Here is a 15194-nt window from a genome sequence, read left to right on the forward strand (position 1 = left end):
GGGAGTTGAGGACGCGTACCAGGCGTGGGCGCAGGGGCCGTCCCGCGCCGCGCACGCCGGCGGCGAGGGCGGGGAGCCGCGCAAGCCGGTCGCCACCGGGGCCACACTGCTGGAGTTCGAGGTGGTCCAGCAGGTGCCCGGCAAGGGCTGAGCCACGCCCGGTCAGCTGACGGTCAGGTCGTCCGACGCCGGCCACACCCCGCCCGGCGACATGTCCAGCCTCTCCCCGAGTTCTCGCCGCCACTCGGGAACGGTGAAGGGTTCGCCCCAGTAGTCGGTCACCCGGACCGCCTCGCCGTCGCGCAGCTCGGCGATCGAGACGTTGCGGTAGATCCGGCCGTCGCCGTAGTCGTTGCTCCACTCGACGACCAGGGTGTCTCCGCACGTGTGTCGCGGCCCGACGGCGAACCGCAGCCCGACGAAGTGCGACTCGACCTCGGCTATCCGGGCGCGACCCCGGATCAGCTCACCGGACTGCGGCCACTGCCGCACCGCATCCTCCGCGAGCGGTACGCCGAGGATGCGCTCAAGTCGCGTGTTCGCGTCGCCACCCACGCCTGGGACCCTACTGACAAACTGCGCTGACCGGACCGAGATCGCCACTGTGCGCGTCATTGAGCGCGGCTGTCGACCAGCGACGCGAACGCGATCACGTTGTCCTCGTAGCCGGTCCGCCCGCCGACCCAGTCGCCGCCGCAGGTGATCAGGCGCAGCGCGGGCCGGCCGTCGTCGCCGTACACCCGGTCGGCGGGGAGGTGAGCCTTGTCGAAGTACTCGACGGTGTCCACCTTGAAGGTCACCACGCTCCGGTCCGCCCGGGTCACCTCGATCAGGTCGCCCGGCTTGAGGTCGTGCAGGCGGTAGAAGACCGCCGGGCCGCTCCTGGTGTCCACGTGCCCGACGATGATCGCCCGGCCCGGCTCGCCGGGGACCGCGCCCCGGTCGTACCAGCCGGTCTGGTTGTGCTCGGTCAGCGGCGGAACGGCCACCGAGCCGTCCTTGGCCTGGCCGACCGGGGTGATCGGGGCGCTGACCTTGATCGCCGGCAGGGCGAGGCGTACCGGAAGACTCGCCGGCTGCCGGGCCCGCGTCGGCTCGGCCGCGCGCGGGCTCGGCCCGGTCGCCGCGTCGGCCCAGTCGAACGGCCCGACCGTGCGGCCCAGCCCGGCCCCGGTGGCGAAGACCCCGAGCAGCACCAGCACCACGGCGAGCGGCGCCGACCAGGGGCTGCGGCTCCGGACCCGGGTCCGGACGGAGGGCTGGGGAGCGGGATGCGCGGCCATGACGGGGCTCAGCGGCGGGCGGCGCCACGGACGGTACGGGGCCGGCGCGAGGCGGCCACGCCGACGACCGCCCCGGCCACGGTGAGCGCCAGGCCGACCGGCACCAGCAGGCCGCCCAGGCCGATCCCGGCCGTGCCGCCGAACCCGGTCGCCGGGCCGCGGCTCGGCTGGACCCGCCTCACCACCTGGAGCATCGTCGAGGCGGTCTGACCGCTGGGACATTCCAGCTTGACCCGGTAGTTGCCGGGACGGGTGCGCTCCCTGACCATCGGCGAGGCGGTGAGCAGCCCACGTTGCGGCTGCACCTGGATCCGGCCGAAGGCGTCGGAGATCACGATCGCCGGCACCGAGTTGTCCCGGCAGCTGGCCCGGATGCCGACCAGGAAGCCGGGTTCGACGGTGCTCGGGGTGACCTCCACGAAGATCACGTCACCGGGCGGCGGCTGGCTGGGGGCCGGCTCGGCGGCGGGCAGCGCGGCAGGACGCGGGCCGGCCAGCGCGGGGGCCGCCCCGACCAGCGGGGCGCAGGCCGCGACTGCGATCAGTAGCGCCGCGCGTCGCCTGACTGACACCATGACCCCTCCCGGGCTCCGGCGGTGTCGGGCGGCGGGCCACCCGTCCTGCCGTACGGGATGAATCCTCTCACCCCGGGCCGCACCTCACATCCGATCGCGCCGACGGTCGCGTACGCTCGGATCGCTGTGACCTCCACCGACCAGACCGCCGCCCCGCCGGCCCACTCCGCCCGCATCCGCACCTTCCACCCGCGTCGCGGCCGGATGAGCGACCGGCAGCGCGACGCGCTGGCCCGGCTCTGGCCCGCGTACGGGCTGGAGATCGCCGACCTCGACGGGCCGTTCGATCCGGCGTGGCTGTTCGGCCGGCGGGCGCCGCTGGTGCTGGAGATCGGCTCCGGCATGGGCGACGCCACCGCCGCGATGGCGGCATCCGACCCGGACCGACACTATCTGGCGGTAGAGGTGCACACGCCCGGAATCGCCAACCTCCTCCATCTGGTGGAGCGGCACGGGCTGGGCAACGTCCGGGTGGCCGAGGGCGACGCGTTGGACCTGGTCCGGGCGATGCCGGAGGCCGCGCTGGACGCGGTGCACGTCTTCTTCCCCGACCCCTGGCCGAAGGCCCGCCACCACAAGCGGCGGATCATCCAGCCGGCGCACGTGGCGCTGCTGCGCTCCCGGCTGGCCCCCGGCGGGACGCTGCACTGCGCCACCGACTGGGCCGAGTACGCCGAGTCGATGCGGGCGACGCTGACCGCCGACCCGGAGCTGGTCGACGTGCACGGCGGCTACGCGCCCCGCCCGGCGCACCGGCCGGTGACCAAGTTCGAGCGCCGCGCTCTCACCGCCGGTCGGGAGATCTTCGATCTGGTGCACCGGCGACGCTGACCGGTCGCTCAGCCCCGGTTGGCACGGCGGGTCATGATCCAGGCACGATGGTAGGCGCCATGACTCTCACCGCCGCGCTGCCGAAGAGCGCCGACCCCGACACCCTCTACGACGCGTTCGCCGGCTGGGCGTCCGAGCGCGGCTTCGACCTCTACCCCCACCAGGAGGAGGCGGTCATCGAGATCGTCTCCGGCGCGAACGTGATCATGAATACGCCGACCGGCTCCGGCAAGAGCCTGGTGGCGATCGCGGCGCACTTCGCGGCCCTGGCCGACGATCGGACCACCTTCTACACCGCGCCGATCAAGGCCCTGGTGTCGGAGAAGTTCTTCGCCCTCTGCGAGGTGTTCGGCGCGGAGAACGTCGGCATGCTCACCGGCGACGCCAGTGTCAACGCCGACGCCCCGATCATCTGCTGCACCGCGGAGATCCTCGCCAACCTCGCGCTGCGCGAGGGCACCCGGGCCGACGTCGGCCAGGTGATCATGGACGAGTTCCACTTCTACGCCGAGCCCGACCGGGGCTGGGCGTGGCAGGTGCCGCTGATCGAGCTGCCGCAGGCGCAGTTCGTCCTGATGTCCGCCACGCTCGGCGACACCACCCGCTTCGTCGACGACCTGACCCGGCGCACCGGCCGACCGACCGCCGTCGTCCGCTCGGCCGAGCGGCCGGTCCCGCTCCTCTTCTCGTACGCGATGACGCCGCTGCACGAGACCCTGGAGGAACTGCTGGAGACCAAGCAGGCACCGGTGTACGTCGTGCACTTCACCCAGGCCGCCGCGCTGGAACGCGCCCAAGCGCTGATGAGCGTGAACGTCTGCACTCGGGCCGAGAAGGACATGATCGCCCAGGCGATCGGGAACTTCCGCTTCACCTCCGGCTTCGGCAAGACCCTGTCCCGGCTGGTCCGGCACGGCATCGGGGTGCACCACGCCGGCATGCTGCCCAAGTACCGCCGCCTGGTGGAGACCCTCGCCCAGGCCGGGCTGCTCAAGGTCATCTGCGGCACCGACACCCTCGGCGTCGGCATCAACGTGCCGATCCGCACCGTGCTCTTCACCGGCCTGTCGAAGTACGACGGCACCCGGACCCGGCTGCTCAAGGCCCGCGAGTTCCACCAGATCGCCGGGCGGGCCGGACGGGCCGGCTTCGACACCCTGGGCCGGGTCGTGGTGCAGGCCCCCGAGCACGTCATCGAGAACGAGAAGGCCCTCGCCAAGGCGGGCGACGACCCGAAGAAGCGCCGCAAGGTGGTTCGCCGCAAGCCCCCGGAGGGGTCGATCGGGTGGGGGAAGCCCACCTTCGACCGGCTGGTCGAGGCCGAGCCCGAGCCGCTGACCTCCAGCTTCCAGGTCAGCCACTCGATGCTGCTCAACGTGATCGGCCGCCCCGGGGACGCGTTCGCCTCGATGCGCCACCTGCTCACCGACAACCACGAGGACCGGGCCGCCCAGCGGAGGCACATCCGCCGGGCCATCGCCATCTACCGGGCGCTCAAGGCCGGCGGGGTGGTCGAGGAGCTGCCCGAACCGGACGAGCAGGGCCGCCGGGTACGGCTCACCGTCGACCTCCAGCTCGACTTCGCGCTCAACCAGCCGCTGTCGCCGCTCGCCCTCGCGGCCATCGAACTGCTCGACCGGGAGTCCCCGGCGTACGCCCTCGACGTGCTCTCGGTGATCGAGTCGATCCTCGACGACCCGCGCCAGGTGCTCTCCGCGCAGCAGTTCAAGGCCCGCGGCGAGGCGGTCGCCGCGATGAAGGCCGAGGGCATCGAGTACGAGGCGCGGCTCGAACTCCTCGACGAGGTGACCTGGCCGAAGCCCCTCGCGGAGCTGCTGGGGTCGGCGTACGAGATGTACCGGCAGGGGCACCCGTGGGTCGCCGACCACCAGCTCTCCCCCAAGTCCGTGGTCCGGGACATGTACGAGCGGGCGATGACCTTCCCCGAGTACGTGCAGTTCTACGGCCTGTCCCGGTCCGAGGGCCTCGTCCTGCGCTACCTCGCGGACGCGTACAAGACGCTGCGGCAGACCGTCCCCGAGGACGCCAAGACCGAGGAGCTGGTCGACCTCATCGAGTGGCTGGGCGAACTGGTCCGGCAGGTCGACTCGAGCCTCATCGACGAGTGGGAGCGGCTGCGCAACCCGTCCGACGTCGAGGAGGTCGCCGCCTCGCTGGCCGACCGGCCGCCGGCGGTCACCCGCAACGCCCGGGCGTTCCGGGTGCTGGTCCGCAACGCGCTGTTCCGCCGGGTCGAGCTGGCCGCCCTGCGCCGCTGGGATGAGCTGGGCGAACTCGACGGTTCGTCGGGCTGGGGCGCGGATGCCTGGGCGGACGCGTTGGAGCCGTACTTCGAGGCGTACGACTCGATCGGGGTCGGGCCGGACGCCCGGGGGCCGGCGCTGCTCATGATCGAGCAGGGCCGGGAGCGGTGGACCGTACGGCAGATCCTGGACGATCCGGAGGGCGACCACGACTGGGGCATCAGCGCCGAGGTCGACCTCGCCGCCTCCGACGAGAACGGGGCCGCGGTCGTGCGGATCACCGACGTCGGACAGCTCTAGACACCGTTCGAAATGGGCCGTCCGGGATGTCCGGACGGCCCTTTTCGTACCCTGGGCGATGTCAGCCCCGTCGATTAGAATGTATGTACTAATCGAGCTGTTGACCTGGGAGGATGCTCGTGAACGCGCCAACCTCCACCGCCCCGCTCACCCCCTACGCGACCCTCCTCGGGTTCACCCGGTATGTCGACCGCACCGGGCCCACCAAGGCCACCTTCGTCGGCGGTCTGCGCAAGCAGCGGGCGAGCCGGCACGGGTTCAATCCGCACGGCCAGTTCGTCAAGGCGCTCAAGGCCGACGTCGCCTTCCACACCGGCGGCACCCACCTGGCCCAGGTCGCCGACCTGGTCAAGTCCCGCTGGCGCCCGCTCTACGAGGCCCTTGTCCCCGGCGCGACGACCTGGCTGCACTCGCTCGGCGAGCCGGCCGGCGTCGACCTGGCCCAGACCCGTGACGCCCTGGCCATGCTGGGTGACCTCCCTGTCAAGATCAACCCGCAGTTCGGCGTCCGGTACGCCGACGGCCGCGCCGAGGCGATCCGCCTGCACTTCGACGAGGCTCCGCCGAGCGAGGAGGCCGCCCTGGCCACCCTGCACCTGATGGCCCGGCACATGGACGCCGTCCTCCCGCACGCCGAGCCCGTCCTGGTCGACGTCCGCCGCGGCGAATCCCACCGCATGCCCGCAGACGTCAAGCCCGACCAGGTCGAGCAGTGGCTGGCCGGCGAAGCCGCCGCCTTCCGCGCCATCTGGTCCACCGCCGCCTAACCCCCCCCCCCCCCCCCACCCCGCCCCACCCCGCCCCGCCCCGCCAAGATCCGCGCAACTTCCGGGAAACTGCTGCCTCAACCAGGCCGGAGGCACCAACTTCCCCGAAGTTGTGCGGATCTTGTGGCATCGGTGGGTTATCCACAGGGGGTGGTGGCAGAGAGGGCGGATGGGCAGGGTTAACGGGTGCCTGTGCCCCCTCGTCGACCGGTCGAGCTGCGCGGTCGTGTGTTCCGGGGTTCGGAGGTCGTGGCCAGAGGTGTGCTGAGCCGCGCCGAGTTGCGCAGCCGCGCCTGGCGCCCGCTCTTCAAGGACGTTTACGCGGACGCCGGGCTGACCATCTCGCACTCCGTCCGCTGCGCCGCGGCCACTCGTTGGGTCCTCCCGACCGAGGCGGCGATCGCAGGCCGAAGTGCGGCGGCACTGTTCGGTGCCGGCACCGTCCGCCCGGACGAGCCCGTCGAGGTCCTGCTTCCCGTCGGCCAGCGGTTCGGCCCGGTCACCGGTCTCGTCGTGCACACGGCCGAGGTGGCAGAGCGGGACATGCTCCTTCGCGCGGGTGTCCGGGTCACCAGTCCCCGGCGCACCAGTTGGGACCTGGCCCAGTGGCTCCCGCCGGAGGAAGCCGTTGCGGCGGTCGACGGCCTCCTGCGGCAACGGCTGGTCACCGCGGACGAGCTGCGGGATCTGGCCCGCCTCCGGACCGGAGCGCGGGGCTGGAAACGCATGTTCCGCGTCGCGGACCTGGCCGACGGCGGAGCTGAGTCGCCGCAGGAGTCCCGGCTGCGGGTACGGCTGGTGCTGGCCGGCCTTCCGACCCCGGTCACCCAGTTCGTGATCGAGCGCGACGGCCGGTTCATCGCCCGGGTCGACCTCGCCTGGCCGCAGTGGAAGATCGCGATTGAGTACGACGGTCTGTGGCACCACGACACCGACCAGTTCCACCGCGACCGTCAGCGCCTCAACCGCCTACTCGGCGAGGACTGGATCGTCCTCCACCTGACCGCGAGACGCTTCAAGGAGGACTTCCCGGCCTTCCTCGACGAGGTCCGCCACGCCATCCGCACTCGCCACCGCTGACGCACGCTCACCCACGCCAAGATCCGCGCAACTTCAGGGAAGTTGCTGCCTTGCCGGACACTCAGGCCGCAACTTCAGGGAAGTTGCGCGGATCTTGCCGGTGGGGGTCAGGCGGAGAGGTACTTCTCCAGGTCGTCGAGGATCTTGTTGGCGGCGGTGACGCCGATGCCGGTCATCCAGGTCTCGTCGGAGACGACGTGGGCCTTGCCCGCCTTGACCGCCGACAGGCCCTGCCAGAGGCTGCCCCCGGTGACCTTGGCCTGCTCGGCGGCGGCCTTCTCGCCGTACGCGGTCACGAAGATGACGTCGCCGTCGACCTCGTTGATCCGCTCGGGGCTGACCAGGTCGAAGCGCTTGTCCTCCTTGCCGTCGAGGCGCTGCCGCTCGGGGCGGCCCAGCCCGGTGTCGCCGACGACGATGCCGGAGAACGACTCCGGGCCGTACACCCGGATGTTGCCGGGGATGAAGCGCACGATGGAGATCTTGCGGGACGCGGCGTCGCCGAGCTTCGCGCCGAACTCCTTGGCCCGCTTCTCGTAGGCGGCGAGAAGATCCTGGGCCTGCTGCTCCTTGCCGAGGGCCTTGCCGTCGAGGAGGAAGTTCTCCTTCCAGGTGATGCCCACCTTCTCGGTGAAGACGGTCGGCGCGATGGCGGACAGCTCGTCGTAGAACTTCTCCTGGCGGAACTTGCTGCCGAGGATCAGGTCGGGCTTGAGCGCGGTGATCGCCTCCAGGTCGGGCTCGGTGAGCACCCCGACCTCCTTGATCCCGGCGAGCTTGTCGGCGCCGAAGTAGGTGGGCCAGCTCTTCGCCTCACCGGCGGTCGCCGCGCCGACCGGCGTGATGCCCAGCGAGAGCGCGGTGTCGATCTTGTCGGTGTCGAGCACCACCACGCGCTTCGGCTCGGCGGGCACCTTGGTGGTGCCCATCGCGTGGGTGATCTCCCGAGTCTGGCCGCTGGCCGTGCCGGGGGCGGGGTCGCTCTCCCCGCAGGCGGTGAGGCCGACGCCGAGGGCGAGGGCCGCGGTGAGAGCGGCGGCGAGTCGACGCATCAGGGTCCTTTCGTGCGGTACGGGTCGGCGCGCGATCAGGCGTCGCCGACGGTGGGGCCGGCCTGGGCCGGCACGGCGGCCGGTGCGGCCGAAGTCTGGGTGAGCGCGGGCACCACCAGCGGGGCGCCGGTGACCGGGCAGGGCACGACCACGCAGTCGAGCCCGAAGACGTCGCGAACCAGGTCGGCGGTGAGAATCTCGCGCGGCGGTCCGGCGGCGACCACCGCGCCGGCGCGCATCGCGACCAGGTGGTCGGCGTACCGGGCGGCCTGGTTGAGGTCGTGCAGCACGGCGACCACGGTCCGGCCGCGCTCGGTGCGGAGCCGGTGCAGCAGATCCAGCACCTCGACCTGGTGGGCGAGGTCGAGGAAGGTGGTCGGCTCGTCCAGCAGCAGGGCCTCGGTGTCCTGGGCGAGCGTCATGGCGATCCAGACCCGCTGGCGCTGGCCGCCGGAAAGGGTGTCCACCGGCCGGTCGGCGAGCCCGGCGACGTCGGCCATCGCCATGGCCTGCTCGACGGCCCGGCCGTCCTCCGCCGACCACTGCCGCCACCACCGCTGGTACGGCTGCCGCCCCCGGCCGACCAGGTCCGCGACGGTGACCCCCTCGGGCACCAGCGGGCTCTGCGGCAGCACGCCCAGGCGCCGGGCCACCTCGCGGGTGGGCAGCTCGCGGATGGCGGCGCCGTCGAGCAGCACGGTGCCGCGGCTCGGGGTGAGCAGCCGGGCCATGGTCCGCAGCAGGGTGGACTTGCCGCAGGCGTTCGGCCCGACGATGACGGTGAACGCGTCGGCGGGCAGGTCGAGGTCCAGCCCGTCCACGACGGTGCGGCCCTCGTAGCCGACGACCAGGTCGCGGGTGGACAGCATCGGCGTCACGAGCGCCTCCCTCGGGTCCGGAGCAGCAGGAACATCAGGTACGGCCCGCCGATCGCGGCGGTCAGCACACCGGCCGGGAGCTGGGTGGGGGCGAGGAGGCGACGGCCGGCGAGGTCGGCCAGCACCAGCAGCAGCGCCCCGAGCAGGGCCGCGCAGAGCAGCGGGGGCCGCTCGGCGCGGACCAGCCGCCGGGCCACCTGCGGGGCGACCAGGGCGACGAAGTCGACCGCGCCCACCTGGGCGGTGACCGTGGCGGCGACGACCACGCCGGTGGCGGCCAGTCCGATCCGCCGGGCCACCGGGCGCAGCCCGATGCCGCGCGCCGTGTCGTCGTCCAACGCGGTGCTGTGCAACGCCCAGCCGGCCCAGAGCAGCACGGGCAGCAGTACGGCGAGGGTGACCGCGATCCAGGCGGCCTCCGTCCAGCCCTTGCCGGCCAGGGTGCCGATCAGCCAGACCTGGGCGCGCAGCCCGTCGATCGGGTCGGCGGCGAGCATGACGACCTCGGTCAGCGCCCGGAACGCGAAGGCCACCGCCACGCCGGCCAGGACGAACCGCTGCGCGGCCAGCCCGTGCCGGGCCCCGAGGGCGAACAGCAGAGCCGCCGCGACCAGTCCGCCGAGCAGCGCGGCCGGCGCCACCAGGATCGCGGCAGCGCCGCCGGTGAGCGCCACGGTCGCAGCCAGCCCGGCGCCCTGGGTGACACCGATGACGTCGGGGCTGGCGAGCGGGTTGCGCGCCACGCTCTGGATCAGGGTGCCGGCCACGCCGAACGCCGCGCCGGCCACGGCCGCGAGCACGGCGCGCGGCAGTCGCAGGTCGAGCACCACCAGGTCGTACGGGGTGCCGGCCCCGGAGAGCGCGCGCAGCACGTCGGCCGGGGCCACGTACGGGGTGCCCAGGGAGAGGCTGAGCACGACGGCGGCGGCGAGCAGCAGGAGCAGCGTCGCGGCGACGAGCACCGGGCGGCGGCGGACCTGCACGGTCACCGGCCCGAGCCGCAGCAGCGACCGCCCAGGCAGGGCGATGGTCGGAGCGCTCACGGTGCCCACCTCTGTTCGCGACTGCGGGGCTCGCAAACCCGGCTCACTCCTCGCGCTCACGGTGCCCACCTCTGTTCGCGACTGCGGGGCTCGCAAACCCGGCTCACTCCTCGCGCTCACGCGGTCACCACCCGGGCGCGGCGGACCAGGACGGCGAGCAGCGGGGCACCGATCAGCGCGGTGACGATCCCGGCCGGGACCTCGCCGGGCGGGGCGACCAGCCGGCCGACGATGTCGGCGGCGAGCAGCAGGGCCGGGCCGAGCAGCGCGGCGACCAGCAGGGTCCACCGGTGGTCCGCGCCGACCAGGGCCCGGGCCAGGTGCGGCACGGCCAGCCCGACGAAGGCGATCGGCCCGGCGGCGGCGACGGCCGCGCCGGTGAGCAGCACGGCGGCGCCACCGGCGCCGAGGCGGACCAGGGCGGTGCGGTGGCCCAGGCCGCGGGCGACGTCGTCACCGAGGGCGAGCGCGTCGAGGCCCCGGGCGACCAGGGCGGCCAGCACCACGCCGGCGAGGACGAACGGGAGCACCTGCCCGGCGACCCCGACGTCCCGGCCGGTGAGCCCGCCGACCACCCAGAAGCGGTACTCCTCGAAGGTGCGGGCGTCGATGCTGAGCAACGCGTACACGATGGCGCCGAGACTGGCGTCGAGGGCGGCGCCGACCAGCGCCAGGGTGACCGGGCTGGCGCCCTCGCGGGTGCGGTTGGCGACGGCGAAGACCAGCAGGCCGGCGAGGAGCGCGCCGGCGACGCCGAACCAGACGTACCCGGTGAGGGTGGTGACGCCGAAGACGGCGATGGCCAGCACCACGCCGAAGGACGCGCCGGCGCTGACGCCGAGGATGCGCGGCTCGGCGAGCGGGTTGCGGGTGAGGGCCTGGAACAGCACCCCGGCCAGGGCGAGGGCGAGCCCGACGACGAGCCCGAGGACGGTACGCGGCACCCGCAGCTCCCGAACGACGGTGGTGGCGTCGCCACCGTCCGGGGCGACCAGGGCGCCCCACACCTGGTCGACGGGGAGCGGGCGGCTGCCGAGCGCCAGGCTGGCCAGCAGGACGACGGTGAGCAGGAGCGCCGCCGCCAAGGCGACCGCGAGACGGCGGCCGACGCCTCGGCGGCTCGGCGTGCCGGCCCGCTCGGGCCGGACGGCGACGGTGGTCACGGGTCTCCCGTCCCTCTCGACTTAGGTTCGCCTTACCTTAGCGGAGGCGGGCGGGCGGGCCTAACTGGCGTCCGTCGATTTCGGGCGGGGTTGCATCTCCACCGGGGGGAGGCGCGAGGGTGGACGGCATGAACGGTGACGCGCTCCACTCGATCGGTGACCTGGCCCGGCGAACCGGGCTGACGGTCAAGACCATCCGGTTCTACTCCGACCGCGGGATCGTGCCGCCCACCGAGCGCGGCCCGACCGGCCACCGCCGCTACGGCCCGGACGCGGTCGCCCGCCTGTACCTGGTACGGACGCTGCGCGACCTCGGGTTGGACCTGGCCACGATCCGCCGGGTGGTGGACCGCGACGTCCCCCTCACCGAGGTCGCCGCCGCGCACGCCGAGGCCCTGACGGCGCAGATCCGCGTGCTGCGGCTGCGGCGCGCCGTGCTGACGGCGGTCGCCCGCCGCGGCTCGACCCTTGAGGAGACGGATCTCATGCACAAGCTGGCCAGACTCTCCGCCGCTGAGCGCCGCCGGCTGATCGAGGAGTTCCTCGACGCCGCCTTCGCCGGACCGGCCGCCGATGCCGCGTTCGCGGGGATCAGGCGCTCGCTGACCCCCGAACTGCCGGACGACCCCGATGACGAGCAGCTGGAGGCGTGGGTGGAGGTGGCCGAGCTGACCCGGGACCCGGACTTCCGCGCCAGCATGCGGCGCCTGGCGGAGCAGCACGCGGCGGACCGCGCCAGCGCGACCGGCGTACGCCGGGACGCGGTCGCGCTGGTCCGCGACGGGGCCGGACCGGCTCTGGCCGCCGGCGTCGACCCGACCTCGCCCCGGGCCGACCCGGTCGTCGCCGCGATCACGGCCGGGTACGCGCAGCTCTGCAATCGCCCCGACGACCTCGACCTCCGGCGGCGACTGTTGGTCCGGCTGGAGTCCGCCAACGACCCGCGCCGCGAGCGGTACCTGCACCTGCTCTCCGTGATCAACGGCTGGCCGACGACCGAGAGCCTGGCCCCGGTGCTCGACTGGGCCATCCGCGCCTTGCGTGCCCGGACCTCGGGGTAGCCCGGTTTCGACCGGTTCACACCCCTACGCTGGCACCATGCGATTCGACCAGCACACCGTGGTCCTCCTGCTGCGACCGGACGACCCGCCCAAGCTGCCCCGGGACGCGGCCGACCGGTTGCAGCACGCGCACCTGGCCCACCAGGCCGGGCTGGTCGAGCAGGGGGCCGTCCTGGCCGCCGGCCCGTTCCTCGGTGGCGACGACGCCACGATCCGCGGCTTCGCCGTGCTCTCGGTGGACCCGCAGATGGCCCGCGAGCTGTACGCCAACGACCCCGCGGTGAGTTCCGGGCAACTGGTCGCCCGGGTGATGAGCTGGATGGTGCCGGAGGGCGTGCTCCGCTTCGAGGCGGTCCCGGTGCCCACCTCCATGCTGGAGATGGCCGCCGGGGACTGATCAGTCCTCCGCGGCCTGGCGGCTGCCCGGCACCACCGGCAGCGGCCAGACACCGGTGCGCGGCGCCGTCGGCACCTCCACCTGGTGATCCGACCAGACGTACGTCTCGGGCAGCAGGTCGGTCACCGGGACCGCGCGCAGCCCGTCCGGCGGTCCGACGATCACCTTGATCGACGGGTAGTAGTCGAGGAGCACCTGCCGGCAGCGGCCGCACGGCGGGATGACGCCCCGGCCCCGGTCGCCGACCGCGACGATGGTGTCCAGGTCGCCCGCGCCCTGAGTGGCGGCGGCGCCGATCGCCACCACCTCGGCGCAGGGACCCCCGGTGAAGTGGTAGACGTTCACGCCGGTGAAGACCCGACCGTCGGTGGTCCGCGCGGCGGCGGCGACGGTGTGGTTGTCGCTGCGGCAGCGCAGCTTCGCGACAGCGGTGGCGGCCTGCACCAGCGCCCGGTCGGTGTCCCGCATGATCATCCCGTCCCGTCGTCGACCCCGGTCGGCGTGAACTCTAGCGCCCGCGGCCCGCGATCCCTGGTCAGCCGGGCTGGCCACGCCGCCGGTACGTCCGCATCTTGGCCCGGCTGCCGCAGATGCTCATCGTGCACCAACGGCTGCGCCCGGCCGGGCTGCGGTCGTAGTAGACCCAGCGGCACTCGTGCGCGGTGCACGCCTTCAACCGCGGCCAGGTGCCGTCCGCGACCGAGGTCAGGATGCTCCGGCCGACCTCGGCGACCAGCGCCGCGACCCCGGTCAGCCCGGGCAGCGGCACCGGACGGGCCGCGCCCGCGGGGTCGATGGCGAGCGTCAGCGGGGCGGCCCGGAACTGCTCGTCGAGCAGGGCGAGCGCGGTGCCGGGGACATCGACTCCGGCGTGGGCCTGACAGACGTCCCGCAGCGCCTCGCGCAGCCCGCGCACGCGCTCGACATCGGCGGTGGTGAAGGTCAGCCCGTCGAGGCCGTGCGCGGCGCAGAAACCCTGGAGGTCCGCCACCGTACGCAGCGCGTCCCGCTCCATCTCGATGTCGATGGTGTTGGCCAGGTCCTGCACCACGGCGAGGGACGCCGGCGCGGGAGCGCGATCGCCGGGCTGGGGCATCACAGCAGTTTACCGCTATGGCACCATCATGCGGTAACCGTTACTAGAAGGGGCCGTCATAGTGGTAACGAAGACCGGACTGCTCGTCCGCAACCGCGACTTCCGCCGGTTCTGGGCGGGCCACACCGTCTCCGTGGTGGGAACGCAGGTCACGGCCGTCGCGCTGCCCCTGGTGGCCTCGCTGACCCTCGGCGCCGGCGCGGCCGGGGTGGCCGCGGTCGCCACCGCCGGCTTCCTGCCGAACCTGTTCCTGCCCCTGCTGGTCGGGCACTGGCTGGAACACCGCCGCCGGCGGCGGATCCTGGTGGTCGCCGATGTGGTGCGCGCCGCCGCCCTGGCCGCGGTGCCGGTCGCCCACGTCGCCGGGGTTCTCTCCGTGCCGCTGCTGGTGGCGGTCGCCCTCACCGTGGGCGCGGCCAGCGTGGTCTTCGAGATCGGAAGCTTCGCCTACGTACCATCCCTGGTCGCCGAGGCGGATCTCGGCGCGGCGAACCAGGCCACCCAGGGCTCCACGACCGCCGCGCAGGTGGGCGGGCCCGGGCTGGCCGGCGGGCTGGCCCAACTGCTGGGCCCGGCACCGGCTCTCGCCCTGGACGCCGTCAGCTATCTGGCCAGCGCCGCCGGGGTGGCCGGCGCGCGACGGCCGGAGCCGGTTCCGGCCCGACCGGACGAGAAGACCGCGATCCTGGCCGGGCTTCGGGCCGTCGCGGTCAACCCATGGTTGCGGGCGCTGACCGCGCATGCCGCGATCTACAACGGTGCGGCCCAGATCCTGGTGGTCAACCTGGTGGTCTACGCCGTCACGGACCGGGGACTGGGCCCCGGCCTGTTCGGCCTGGCCCTCAGCGCGGCGGGCGCCGGGGCGTTCCTGGGCACCCTCACCTCGCTCCGGTTCGCCAGCCGGTTCGGGTACGGGCGGACCTTCGCCGGCGCGCTGACCCTGTCCACCGGCACCCCGCTGCTGATCGCTCTGCTGCCCGGTACCGGGCCGGCCCTGGCCGGCGCCCTCGCGGCGGTCCAGCTCGTCAGCGGGTTCGGGCTCGGCATCGCCAACGTCCTGTCGGTGACGCTGCGGCAGATCGTGCTGCCCAGGGGCAGCCTCGCCCGTAGCAACGGCGGATACCGGCTGCTCACCTTCGGCGTACTGCCGCTGGGCAGCGCGCTCGGCGGTGTGCTCGGGCAGACCCTCGGCAGCCGGGTCGGGGTGGCGGTCGGCGCCGCCGGCCTGGCGCTGTCGGCGGTGCCGATGTTCAGCCGTCGGATCCGGTCGCTGCGCCGCCCCGACGAGGCGAAGCCGCCCGTCATCGACCGGCCGGTGGCACCCGCCGGCCGGGACGGCGCCCGGCTGAGCCCGGCCGCCGGGCGGTAACCCGGGAGCGGTCGGGCCGTGGGCTGCCTATCCTT

Annotated in this window: 16 protein-coding genes and 1 pseudogene; 8 read left to right on the forward strand and 9 right to left on the reverse strand. The window is 73.6% G+C overall.

Annotated elements, in window-relative coordinates:
* Window positions 1–7: 7 nt before the first annotated feature.
* Window positions 8–151 (forward strand): annotated as a pseudogene (locus ACFYOS_RS18465) (antibiotic biosynthesis monooxygenase); the annotation flags it as partial.
* Window positions 152–162: 11 nt separating this feature from the next.
* Here ACFYOS_RS18465 and ACFYOS_RS18470 read toward each other — a convergent pair.
* Genes ACFYOS_RS18470 through ACFYOS_RS18480 form a run of 3 tightly spaced genes read right to left on the reverse strand, consistent with a single transcriptional unit; the run spans window position 163 to window position 1858 of the window.
* Window positions 163–555, reverse strand: coding sequence for a nuclear transport factor 2 family protein (locus tag ACFYOS_RS18470; RefSeq protein ID WP_387142589.1), 393 nt, complete (start codon window positions 553–555; stop codon window positions 163–165).
* 56 nt (window positions 556–611) lie between these two features.
* Window positions 612–1283, reverse strand: a complete 672-nt coding sequence (locus ACFYOS_RS18475; protein WP_387142592.1) for a class F sortase — start codon at window positions 1281–1283, stop codon at window positions 612–614.
* 8 nt (window positions 1284–1291) lie between these two features.
* Window positions 1292–1858 carry a hypothetical protein gene (locus tag ACFYOS_RS18480; protein WP_387142594.1) on the reverse strand — a complete coding sequence of 189 codons (567 nt, stop codon included), beginning with the start codon at window positions 1856–1858 and terminating at the stop codon, window positions 1292–1294.
* Window positions 1859–1984: 126 nt separating this feature from the next.
* Here ACFYOS_RS18480 and trmB point away from each other — a divergent pair, with 126 nt between their 5' ends.
* The 4 genes from trmB to ACFYOS_RS18500 all read left to right on the forward strand — a co-directional run bounded on the left by trmB (window position 1985) and on the right by ACFYOS_RS18500 (window position 7100).
* Complete coding sequence (trmB, locus tag ACFYOS_RS18485) at window positions 1985–2689, forward strand: tRNA (guanosine(46)-N7)-methyltransferase TrmB (RefSeq protein WP_387142597.1); 705 nt, start codon at window positions 1985–1987, stop codon at window positions 2687–2689.
* 59 nt (window positions 2690–2748) lie between these two features.
* Complete coding sequence (locus tag ACFYOS_RS18490) at window positions 2749–5253, forward strand: DEAD/DEAH box helicase (RefSeq protein WP_387142599.1); 2505 nt, start codon at window positions 2749–2751, stop codon at window positions 5251–5253.
* A 119-nt stretch (window positions 5254–5372) separates the two neighbouring features.
* Window positions 5373–6020: a hypothetical protein gene (locus ACFYOS_RS18495; protein WP_387142601.1), complete on the forward strand. Its 648-nt coding sequence runs from the start codon at window positions 5373–5375 to the stop codon at window positions 6018–6020.
* A gap of 249 nt (window positions 6021–6269) precedes the next feature.
* Complete coding sequence (locus ACFYOS_RS18500; RefSeq protein WP_387142604.1) at window positions 6270–7100, forward strand: endonuclease domain-containing protein; 831 nt, start codon at window positions 6270–6272, stop codon at window positions 7098–7100.
* 107 nt (window positions 7101–7207) lie between these two features.
* Here the strand turns inward: ACFYOS_RS18500 and ACFYOS_RS18505 are convergent, their stop codons facing one another.
* The 4 genes from ACFYOS_RS18505 to ACFYOS_RS18520 form a co-directional block, all read right to left on the reverse strand.
* Window positions 7208–8152: an ABC transporter substrate-binding protein gene (locus tag ACFYOS_RS18505; RefSeq protein ID WP_387142606.1), complete on the reverse strand. Its 945-nt coding sequence runs from the start codon at window positions 8150–8152 to the stop codon at window positions 7208–7210.
* A gap of 35 nt (window positions 8153–8187) precedes the next feature.
* A complete protein-coding gene (locus ACFYOS_RS18510; protein WP_387142609.1) occupies window positions 8188–9030 on the reverse strand; it encodes an ABC transporter ATP-binding protein in 843 nt (280 codons plus the stop codon).
* Complete coding sequence (locus ACFYOS_RS18515; RefSeq protein ID WP_387142612.1) at window positions 9027–10073, reverse strand: FecCD family ABC transporter permease; 1047 nt, start codon at window positions 10071–10073, stop codon at window positions 9027–9029. The genes ACFYOS_RS18510 and ACFYOS_RS18515 overlap by 4 nt, the downstream gene beginning before the upstream one ends.
* A 116-nt stretch (window positions 10074–10189) precedes the next feature.
* The gene (locus tag ACFYOS_RS18520) at window positions 10190–11236 is read right to left on the reverse strand and encodes a FecCD family ABC transporter permease (protein WP_387142615.1); all 1047 of its coding nucleotides are present in this window, start codon (window positions 11234–11236) and stop codon (window positions 10190–10192) included.
* Between the two features lie 128 nt (window positions 11237–11364).
* On the opposite strand from ACFYOS_RS18520, the gene ACFYOS_RS18525 reads away from it, so the two are divergent.
* Window positions 11365–12297, forward strand: coding sequence for a MerR family transcriptional regulator (locus ACFYOS_RS18525; RefSeq protein WP_387142618.1), 933 nt, complete (start codon window positions 11365–11367; stop codon window positions 12295–12297).
* Window positions 12298–12334: 37 nt separating this feature from the next.
* Window positions 12335–12694 carry a YciI family protein gene (locus tag ACFYOS_RS18530; RefSeq protein ID WP_387142621.1) on the forward strand — a complete coding sequence of 120 codons (360 nt, stop codon included), beginning with the start codon at window positions 12335–12337 and terminating at the stop codon, window positions 12692–12694.
* On the opposite strand, the gene ACFYOS_RS18535 is transcribed toward ACFYOS_RS18530, so the two are convergent.
* Together ACFYOS_RS18535 and ACFYOS_RS18540 are read right to left on the reverse strand one after the other, a co-directional pair.
* The gene (locus tag ACFYOS_RS18535) at window positions 12695–13162 is read right to left on the reverse strand and encodes a cytidine deaminase family protein (protein ID WP_387142624.1); all 468 of its coding nucleotides are present in this window, start codon (window positions 13160–13162) and stop codon (window positions 12695–12697) included.
* A gap of 67 nt (window positions 13163–13229) precedes the next feature.
* Window positions 13230–13790: a CGNR zinc finger domain-containing protein gene (locus tag ACFYOS_RS18540; RefSeq protein WP_387142628.1), complete on the reverse strand. Its 561-nt coding sequence runs from the start codon at window positions 13788–13790 to the stop codon at window positions 13230–13232.
* 61 nt (window positions 13791–13851) lie between these two features.
* Here ACFYOS_RS18540 and ACFYOS_RS18545 point away from each other — a divergent pair, with 61 nt between their 5' ends.
* Entirely contained in the window at window positions 13852–15159 is a 1308-nt protein-coding gene (locus ACFYOS_RS18545; RefSeq protein ID WP_387142630.1) for an MFS transporter, read from the forward strand.
* The last annotated feature ends 35 nt before the right edge of the window (window positions 15160–15194 follow it).

It is taken from the genome of Micromonospora sp. NPDC005806, assembly GCF_042871425.1.
Classification (GTDB): domain Bacteria; phylum Actinomycetota; class Actinomycetes; order Mycobacteriales; family Micromonosporaceae; genus Micromonospora.

Bases quoted from the DNA above. Each gene is read 5' to 3' on its own strand.
- ACFYOS_RS18475 (WP_387142592.1), bottom strand. From the start codon at position 1,283: ATGGCCGCGCATCCCGCTCCCCAGCCCTCCGTCCGGACCCGGGTCCGG.
- ACFYOS_RS18480 (WP_387142594.1), bottom strand. From the start codon at position 1,858: ATGGTGTCAGTCAGGCGACGCGCGGCGCTACTGATCGCAGTCGCGGCC.
- ACFYOS_RS18490 (WP_387142599.1), top strand. From the start codon at position 2,749: ATGACTCTCACCGCCGCGCTGCCGAAGAGCGCCGACCCCGACACCCTC.
- ACFYOS_RS18505 (WP_387142606.1), bottom strand. From the start codon at position 8,152: ATGCGTCGACTCGCCGCCGCTCTCACCGCGGCCCTCGCCCTCGGCGTC.
- ACFYOS_RS18525 (WP_387142618.1), top strand. From the start codon at position 11,365: ATGAACGGTGACGCGCTCCACTCGATCGGTGACCTGGCCCGGCGAACC.
- ACFYOS_RS18530 (WP_387142621.1), top strand. From the start codon at position 12,335: ATGCGATTCGACCAGCACACCGTGGTCCTCCTGCTGCGACCGGACGAC.
- ACFYOS_RS18535 (WP_387142624.1), bottom strand. From the start codon at position 13,162: ATGCGGGACACCGACCGGGCGCTGGTGCAGGCCGCCACCGCTGTCGCG.
- ACFYOS_RS18540 (WP_387142628.1), bottom strand. From the start codon at position 13,790: ATGCCCCAGCCCGGCGATCGCGCTCCCGCGCCGGCGTCCCTCGCCGTG.